General features: G+C 60.3%; 7 protein-coding genes. 2 read left to right on the top strand and 5 right to left on the bottom strand.

The window, feature by feature from the left end; all coding sequences use genetic code 11:
* Window positions 1–69 precede the first annotated feature (69 nt).
* Window positions 70–888 carry a substrate-binding periplasmic protein gene (locus F0184_RS17685; protein WP_172972158.1) on the bottom strand — a complete coding sequence of 273 codons (819 nt, stop codon included), beginning with the start codon at window positions 886–888 and terminating at the stop codon, window positions 70–72.
* A gap of 225 nt (window positions 889–1,113) precedes the next feature.
* The gene (gene tyrS, locus F0184_RS17680) at window positions 1,114–2,367 is read right to left on the bottom strand and encodes a tyrosine--tRNA ligase (protein WP_150497528.1); all 1,254 of its coding nucleotides are present in this window, start codon (window positions 2,365–2,367) and stop codon (window positions 1,114–1,116) included.
* 336 nt (window positions 2,368–2,703) lie between these two features.
* Between tyrS and F0184_RS17675 the strand changes: the two genes are divergently transcribed.
* On the top strand, window positions 2,704–3,309 hold the full coding sequence (locus tag F0184_RS17675; protein WP_150497527.1) for a thiamine phosphate synthase: 606 nt from the start codon (window positions 2,704–2,706) through the stop codon (window positions 3,307–3,309).
* 94 nt (window positions 3,310–3,403) lie between these two features.
* Here F0184_RS17675 and F0184_RS17670 read toward each other — a convergent pair whose 3' ends face one another.
* The 3 genes from F0184_RS17670 to F0184_RS17660 all read right to left on the bottom strand — a co-directional run bounded on the left by F0184_RS17670 (window position 3,404) and on the right by F0184_RS17660 (window position 6,401).
* Window positions 3,404–4,201, bottom strand: coding sequence for a substrate-binding periplasmic protein (locus tag F0184_RS17670; RefSeq protein WP_150497526.1), 798 nt, complete (start codon window positions 4,199–4,201; stop codon window positions 3,404–3,406).
* A gap of 336 nt (window positions 4,202–4,537) precedes the next feature.
* The gene (gene glnA / locus F0184_RS17665; protein ID WP_150497525.1) at window positions 4,538–5,947 is read right to left on the bottom strand and encodes a type I glutamate--ammonia ligase; all 1,410 of its coding nucleotides are present in this window, start codon (window positions 5,945–5,947) and stop codon (window positions 4,538–4,540) included.
* A 115-nt stretch (window positions 5,948–6,062) separates the two neighbouring features.
* Entirely contained in the window at window positions 6,063–6,401 is a 339-nt protein-coding gene (locus F0184_RS17660) for a P-II family nitrogen regulator (RefSeq protein WP_150497524.1), read from the bottom strand.
* Between the two features lie 408 nt (window positions 6,402–6,809).
* On the opposite strand from F0184_RS17660, the gene F0184_RS17655 reads away from it, so the two are divergent.
* A complete protein-coding gene (locus F0184_RS17655; protein ID WP_244299308.1) occupies window positions 6,810–8,330 on the top strand; it encodes an NAD(P)H-hydrate dehydratase in 1,521 nt (506 codons plus the stop codon).
* Window positions 8,331–8,371 lie beyond the last annotated feature (41 nt).

Raw genomic sequence — 8,371 nt, 5'->3', positions numbered from 1 at the left:
TCATCGATCCGGATCACGTTGCTCATCTCTTTGCCGTCGTCGTCATCAGTCATGCCATGCTCCCTTCAATCAGAATAAAGGGAACCGTACCAACCTGAAAATGTGCGAAAAATTTTGTACGTTATCCCGGTAATCCGGTCTTGAGATGACCCGCTTGTGCGCCTCCCAAAGATCAGCAAGCAACTGTCCGCCGGGATCTTTGATCTTGGAGGTGATCAAAAACATTGGTGTGTTCCGGTAGGTGGCATGCTGAATAGCCGACACGCCCTCGATGCCCTTCGAATTGATTTGAAAGGCGGGACCGTAGTTCAGCAGATAGTCGGCGCGGCCGGCAAGCAGGAATTTGATGGCCGCCCCGTGATCGGGGATATCATAGACCTGAGCATTGCTTTCCTCGCTCCTCAAATATCCCGCAAGCCCTCCATAGTCATATCCCGTGATGAGAACCAGGGACTTGCCTGCGAAATCCTCCTGGCGCCGGATTTCTGGCACGTTGTGCAAACCATACACGTTCAAGGGGAGCACTTCGATCGGCTGGGGACTGACGTTCACCTTGCCTTGAAACTCCGGATAGCTTTTCGCGCCCCAAAGGAGGTCGTGTTTTCCGTCCGCGACAACGTGGACATAGCGCCGGATGGGAAGGGGGGTAAAGGAGATGCCGTATCCGGCCTCGGTTGCGACGGCAGACATGTGGTCGGGCAGAAATCCCTTGATCTTGCCCTGCACAATATCGACCGAGGGCGGAAAGGAAAAGACGGCCATGGAGATCTGCCGTTTTGCCTGATCCGCCTCGGCCCGGTCTGACGCAAGCGGAGTGAACCCTCCAAACAGGGCAAGGCAGCACAAAAAGCCCAAGGCTCTGGAATGCAAGATCTTTCCGCGCCGCATCTGTGTTTCCCCCATGTGTTTTTGGCCAGATTGAAGCAAGAAATAGAATTAAACGTTCAAATCCTTTTCCTTGGCCAAACACATTTCTTTTCTCTTGTGCATCCCTACCGTACTTCCGGCGAATTAAATATTCGCTTAATTGGCGTGCATACAAGCTTGAACAGGACACTGATCCGGTCGAAGGGCCGCTGCGGAACGCGTTGGGCGGCCGGGTTCGTCACGCCGTCAAACCGGCTTGAGCAACACGTGCTTCTTCTTGCCCAGCGACAATTTCACGACGCCATCTGCCGTTACGTCGTCCAGGGTCAACTGGCGGTTCGCATCCTGCTCGACAGCGTCGTTGATCCTCACGCCGCCGCCCTTGATGTTTCGGCGGACATCGCCGTTCGAGGCGCAAAGACCGGCGAGAACGAAGGCGCTCAGAACGCCGAGCCCGGCTTCCAGCCCGGATCGGGCGATCTCGACTGTCGGCAAGCCTTCGGCTGACTGGCCTTCCTCGAAAGCCTTGCGCGCTGTTTCCGCAGCCTCCTCGGCCTTGTTCCGGCCATGCATCAGTGCGGTAGCCTCGGTTGCGAGAATCTTCTTCGCCTCGTTGATTTCGGACCCTTCCAGCGCGGCAAGGCGTTTGATCTCGTCCATTGGCAAGATGGTGAAGAGCTTCAGGAAGCGTTCGACATCCGCGTCCTCGGTGTTCCGCCAATACTGCCAGTAGTCATAGGCCGAAAGCTGCTCTTCATTGAGCCAGACGGCGCCGTCGGCGGTCTTGCCCATCTTGGCGCCGGAGGAGGTCGTCAGCAGGGGCGAGGTGAGGGCAAAAGCCTCGACCGCGACCTTGCGGCGGATCAGATCAACCCCGGACAGAATGTTCGACCATTGATCGGAGCCGCCCATCTGCAGGCGGCAGCCGGTGCGGTTGTAGATCTCCAGGAAGTCGTAGCCCTGCAGCAGCATGTAGTTGAATTCAAGAAAGGAAAGATGCTGCTCGCGCTCAAGGCGCAGGCGAACCGAATCGCGCTGGATCATCTGATTAACGGAGAAATGCCGGCCGATGTCGCGCAGGAAATTCATGTAGTTGAGGCCAAGCAGCCAATCGGCGTTGTCCATCATCAAAGCGTCGGTCGGACCGTCACCGAATGTCAGAAGCTTGTCGAACACCTTCCGGATGCCGGCTTTGTTGTCCTCGATGGTTTCATCCGACAGCACTTTCCGGCTTTCATCCTTGCCGGTCGGATCACCGACCCGCGTCGTGCCGGAGCCCATCAGGGCAATCGGACGGTGCCCGGTCTGCTGGAGCCAGTACATCATCATGATCTGGACAAGCGACCCGACATGAAGACTCGGGGCCGTGCAATCAAATCCGATATAGGCAGTCACCGTTTCCTTGGCGCACAGCGCGTCCAGCCCCTTTGGATCGGACACCTGATGGATATATCCGCGCTCGGACAAAACCGTCAAAAACTCCGATGTGTACTCGCTCATGTGCCATGTCCATGTTTGTCAATCCGATCCGGGGGCAGACCCGATGGATGTGGCTCTATACCGATGGGCGGGCAAAGTAAATTCCAACGGTTCCGTGCCTGGGACGAGCTTGTCCGGCCGGGCGCGCAAAGAGATCGAGTGGCGGCCGCTTCCTTCGCCGCCGACAGCCCGAAACGGGGGCGGTCAGCAAGCCAAGCCCGGCCCGCAAGCCCAGGCGGCAAGCCCGGGTGGCAAGCCAAGCCGAGACCGAAAGATTGTGTTTTGCCGCTGCCTGTCGTAGTCGGGCCTTCCCGAAAACGGGCGCTTTCGCCCGTGCCGCCCATGAACGGAGCCCTCATGACCCTCGATCCCTTTTACCTCATCGTCGGCCGGGCCACCTGGATCGACCGGCTTGCACCGCTCGGCCTCAAGCTGGTGCAACTGCGCGTCAAGGACATGGAGGGCGAGGCCCTGTTACATGAGATCATCACCGCGAAGGCGGCAGCGGACCGGTTTGGCGTCACGCTGGTGATCAACGATCACTGGCAAGCAGCGATCGAGGCTGGCTGCCAATGGGTGCATCTGGGACAGGAAGACCTGCTTGAGGCGGACCGTGCCGCGATCAGGGCCGCCGGCCTGAAACTCGGTCTGAGTTCCCATGACGGTCCGGAACTCGAAGCCGCGCTCGCGGCGGACCCCGACTATATCGCGCTGGGGCCAATTTTTCCGACGACGGCGAAACAGCTGAAATGGGAGGCCCAGGGACTGGAGAAATTGCGGACCTGGAAGAAGAAGATTGGAGAAATGCCGCTGGTCGCGATCGGTGGCCTGACGCCGGAACGCGCCGTCGCCGCGCTCGAGCACGGGGCGGATAGCGCCGCGGTGATCACGGATGTGGTCGGCGCTGAGGATCCGGATGCCCGTACCCGGCAGTGGCTGGATGCGACCAAACGCTGGCGGTGATCCAAGAGAGGATGGTCCGGCCTTGGATTGATCCGTGCCGGCAGAACAACCGCGGGGATGGCGTGCCCCGGGTCCGATCAGGCCAGGATGGTTTTCAGGAACATGCAGCCATTTGAGCCTGGCTGTGCGGTTCATTGAATGCCTGGATCGGCGGCTCAAGGCCGGCGGCTATGAAAATCCGGTCAACGGTTCCGTTCACGCGGAGCTGGTAAATCGCGCAATTGAGATCCTCAAAATACCGGGCGTGATCGCCGGTTCTTGGCACAGAAAAATACCGGCCATTCAAAAGAACCTCTTTATAGGGCGCGGGTTCGAAATGTCCGTCAAACGGCAATCCTGCAGCTTCCGCATTCTCCCGGAACAAGGATGAATTGTCGCTGATAACAAGATCGATGCGCCCGGCGGCGAGCATCTTGATGAGGATTTTTTCGTCGGTGGCTTCGATCTTCCGCAACTGTCCGCTTTCGTTGAACCGCGGATAATAATAGGCACCCGCCCTGTGGCCGATGAGGTAGGGGGCGAGGTCGTCAAAAGACCGCGGGTCGGCATCGCCGTCCTTTCTCCGGATGAACGAGACCTCACGCCGCTCGTAGCCATATGGCATCGGAGACAGAAATGCGGCCCTGTCTTCATCCATGGAGTGCCGGATGAGCATGCCGGCTTTGCCCTGTTGTGCAAGAACGATGCTTCGTTTCCACGGCACGGTCACATATCTGGCCGTGTTGCCGGTTTCCGCCATGATGGCTTCGACAAGGTGGAAGACGGGTCCGGAAATCCGGCCGTCCTCAACAATCAGGTCGGGTGGCCGGTTTCGGATTTCAACAGTAATGGTGGCCGCCTTCGCTGATGCGAGGCCCAGGAGCGAAATCGCAAGGATGGCCAAGACTTTCACGGCATGCTTCCCAAGGGTTCAGCGCGATTGTTCCGGCATCGCCATGAATATAGGGTAAAGGGCTGGGACACCCACCAACGCGGCGGGGCGGAGGCACGTTCGTTTTTGTTCTCGTGTTGACGAACCGGGCCCTAATCCCATCCCATCGTCAGGTGAATGGACGGATTGCCAACCTAATGCACTGCGGCAGGGTGCAAAGGTCGGCGTCTCGCTGCAAAAGGCGCGGTTCTCCAGAACCGCCGTACCCGCGCTTTGCGGCGGTTCAATAAAGATCTGCCCGCAACAAAAAACCCCGGCCTGTTGGCCGGGGTCTTCCAGTCTTGAGCCTGATTGGGATCAGACGGAGTAGTACATGTCGAACTCGACCGGGTGCGGGGTCATTTCGAAACGCTCGACTTCTTCCATTTTCAGCTCGATGTAAGCGTCGATCTGGTCGTCGTCGAACACGCCGCCAGCCTTCAGGAACTCCCGGTCCGCATCGAGGCTCTCGAGCGCTTCGCGGAGCGAACCGCACACGGTCGGGATCTCGGCGAGTTCTTCCGGCGGCAGGTCGTAAAGGTTCTTGTCCATCGCGTCGCCCGGATGGATCTTGTTCTTGATCCCGTCGAGGCCGGCCATGAGCAGCGCGGAGAAGCACAGATAGGGGTTCGCGGAAGGATCCGGGAACCGGACCTCGATGCGCTTGGCTTTTGGCGACGAGGTGAACGGGATCCGGCAGGACGCGGACCGGTTGCGCGACGAGTAAGCCAAGAGAACCGGCGCCTCATACCCGGGAACCAGACGCTTGTAGGAGTTGGTCGACGGGTTGGTGAAGGCGTTGAGGGCCTTGGCGTGCTTCAGAACACCGCCGATGTAGAACAGGCAGGTTTCCGAAAGGTCCGCATAGAGATTGCCCGCGAAGACCGGCTCGCCGTCCTTCCAGATCGACTGGTGGCAGTGCATCCCTGTGCCGTTGTCGCCAAAGACCGGCTTCGGCATGAACGTTGCGGTCTTGCCGTAGGCGTGGGCAACCTGGTGAACCACGTACTTGTAGATCTGCATGTGGTCGGCGCAGGTCGTCAGCGTATTGAACTTCATGCCGAGCTCGTGCTGGGCAGCGGCCACTTCGTGGTGGTGCTTTTCCGTTGCCACGCCCATGTCGGCCATCACGGAGAGCATTTCGGAACGAATGTCCTGGGCACTGTCGATCGGCGGGACCGGGAAATAGCCGCCTTTGGTACGCGGGCGGTGGCCAAGGTTTCCAGTCTCGTATTCGGACCCCATGTTGGACGGCAGCTCAACCGAATCCAGCACGAAACCTGTATTGTAGGGGTCGGCGTTGAAGCGGACGTCGTCGAACATGAAGAACTCGGCTTCCGGACCGACATAGATGGTGTCGCCGATGCCCGAGGCCTTGACATAGGCTTCCGCTTTCTTGGCGGTCATGCGCGGGTCGCGGTTGTAGCCTTCGCCGGTGACCGGGTCGACCACGTCACAGAATAACGCCATGGTGGACTGGGCGAAGAACGGGTCGATGTGAGCGGATTCCGGATCCAGGATCAGCATCATGTCGGACTCGTTGATCGCTTTCCAGCCGGCGATGGACGAACCGTCGAATGCCACGCCTTCGGCGAACATCTCCTCATCGACAAGGGCTACGTCCATCGTGACGTGTTGCATCTTGCCCTTTGGGTCGGTGAAGCGCAGGTCGACGAACTTGACGTCCTTGTCCTTGATTTCCTTCAGCACTTCTGCGGCTGTTGTCATTTGTAGTCATCCCTTGTCGTTGTGAACTGTGGGTCTGGGTCGTCCCTGGCCGGTCCTTCCTGCGGGGTCGGGCCGGTGCGGGAGAGGGGGGATCACGGCAGGGCCGCGGAGAACATCAGATGGCGTCCATGCCGGACTCGCCGGTCCGGATGCGCACGGCCTCCTCGATGTTTGAAACAAAAATCTTTCCATCGCCGATCCGGCCGGTTTGGGCCGCGGAGCGGATGGCTTCAACGGCCTTGTCGACCATGTCCGCGCCAAGGACGATCTCGACTTTCACCTTGGGGAGAAAATCGACGACGTATTCAGCGCCACGGTAAAGTTCCGTGTGCCCCTTCTGACGTCCGAAGCCCTTGGCCTCGGTCACCGTAATGCCCTGGAGGCCAACTTCCTGGAGAGCTTCCTTCACTTCGTCCAACTTGAAGGGCTTGATGATCGCTTCGATCTTTTTCATCACGTTAAATCTCTCCAAATCGCCTGGTCGAAAACTTGAGTGGACATCCCGCGCCTGCATCGTCCCGAACCGGAAAGGTCGGGTGTCGTGTATTTAGCATGATCCGTGCCAAACGGATCGGTCCGCCGTGTTTTTGTAAGGGATGCGGATTTCCGCCAAAAAAAAGAGCAGCTGGCGCGCGTCAATCCGATCAGCCTGCACGCTTGCGGGTTTTATTTGCATAAAAATTGCTCAAAGTGAACATGAAATAGGCAAGTCAACGTGACCTTCGGACTTTCTCACTCGACCAGAGGCCGGTTTCTGTGTCAATCAACATCCCATGACGGGCATGCCCTGGAACGCATCGGGCAATTGCCGGGCAATCAGCAGGCTGTCGCCGGACAGTGGGCAGGAGTGTTGGGGACGCCGATGGACGAAAACCCTCAGGAAACCGGGTCGGAACTTCTCACGCCGGAGGAAATGGGGGAGGCCGACCGGTTGACCGTCGATGCGGGCGTGCCCGGACCTGTGCTCATGGAACGGGCAGGGGGCCATGTGGCCGAAGCGGTCATGCGCCGCTGCCGGGCCGGTTCGAAAATCCTGATCCTCAGCGGGCCGGGCAACAACGGCGGCGACGGCTTCGTGGCCGCGCGGGTTCTTCATGAAGCGGGATACCGGTGCCAAGTTTTTCTGGCCGGGGAGGTGGATCGCCTGGCGGGCGATGCGCGCCTTGCCTTCGACGCCCTGCCGGTCGCCGTCTCGCCGCTTGATCCGGACCTGGTCGCCTCGGTCCTCCCGGGTGCCGCGGTCGTGGTCGACGCTTTGTTCGGTGCGGGGCTGGATCGGCCGCTGGACGGGGCGGTGGCCCAGCTGATCGACGCGGTGAACAAAGCGGATGTCTTTGTGATCTCGGTCGATCTGCCATCCGGCATCAATGGGGAAACAGGCGCGGTGATGGGGTGCGCCGTCGAGGCGAAAGAGACCGTCACGTTTTTCCGCTTTAAGCTAGGCCATTTTCTGCTGCCAGGCCGGCTTGCCTGCGGCCGCCTTGTGTGCGGACAGATCGGCATCGACCCCGCCGTGCTCGACAAGATCGCCCCTTCGGCATTCCGCAATACGCCGTATTTGTGGCGGTCCGCCTGGCCCCAGCCCGCCCTTGATGGGCATAAATTCACCCGTGGCCATGCCCTTGTCTTTTCCGGGGGGATGACGACATCGGGTGCCGCGCGTCTTGCGGCCGGGGCTGCTCTTCGGTGCGGCGCCGGATTGGTCACGCTCGCCGCGCCGCCCTCCGCCGTCATGGTCAATGCCGCCCATTTGACGGCGGTCATGCTGACCCCGGTGGCGGGTCTTGCCGGTATTGAGGCCGTTTTGGAGGATCCGCGGCTGAATGCGGCTCTGATTGGTCCCGGTTACGGCGTGTCGCCGGAAACCCGGCAGGCGGTCGGGATCCTGCTTGGGTCGGGCCGTGCGGTCGTTCTCGACGCGGATGCCTTGACGAGCTTCGAAACCGAGCCGCAGGCGCTGTTTTCCCGGATCAGGCAGGCTGCGGGGCCGGTAGTGCTCACCCCGCATGGCGGCGAATTTCGCCGGTTGTTTCCGCATCTGGCTGGCCGGGACAAGCTGTCGGCCGCGCGCGCGGCGGCCGCGGACAGCGGAGCAGTCGTCGTCTACAAGGGCGCGGATACCGTTATCGCCAGTCCGGACGGCACAGCGGCGATCAACGGCAATGCGCCCGCCTGGCTGGCCACAGCAGGATCCGGAGACGTTCTGGCGGGCATCATTTGCGGTTTGCTGGCGCAGCGCATGCCGGCTTTTCAGGCGGCATCCATGGGCGTGTGGTTGCATGGGGCGGCGGGAAGCGCGGCAGGGCCCGGCCTCATCGCCGAGGACATTGCTCCTGCCTTGCGTCCGGTGTTGGCTCGCCTTGTGGAAAACCCGGAGGGCTGAGCGCGCAAAAAACGGCGCGGGTGCTTTCCACCCATCAAAGC

It is taken from the genome of Roseibium aquae (assembly GCF_008711285.1).
GTDB classification, from domain to species: domain Bacteria; phylum Pseudomonadota; class Alphaproteobacteria; order Rhizobiales; family Stappiaceae; genus Roseibium; species Roseibium aquae.
This window is presented reverse-complemented; position numbering and strand designations above follow the sequence as displayed.

Bases quoted from the DNA above. Each gene is read 5' to 3' on its own strand.
- F0184_RS17685 (WP_172972158.1), bottom strand. From the start codon at position 888: ATGCGGCGCGGAAAGATCTTGCATTCCAGAGCCTTGGGCTTTTTGTGC.
- tyrS (WP_150497528.1), bottom strand. From the start codon at position 2,367: ATGAGCGAGTACACATCGGAGTTTTTGACGGTTTTGTCCGAGCGCGGA.
- F0184_RS17660 (WP_150497524.1), bottom strand. From the start codon at position 6,401: ATGAAAAAGATCGAAGCGATCATCAAGCCCTTCAAGTTGGACGAAGTG.
- F0184_RS17675 (WP_150497527.1), top strand. From the start codon at position 2,704: ATGACCCTCGATCCCTTTTACCTCATCGTCGGCCGGGCCACCTGGATC.
- F0184_RS17655 (WP_244299308.1), top strand. From the start codon at position 6,810: ATGGACGAAAACCCTCAGGAAACCGGGTCGGAACTTCTCACGCCGGAG.
- glnA (WP_150497525.1), bottom strand. From the start codon at position 5,947: ATGACAACAGCCGCAGAAGTGCTGAAGGAAATCAAGGACAAGGACGTC.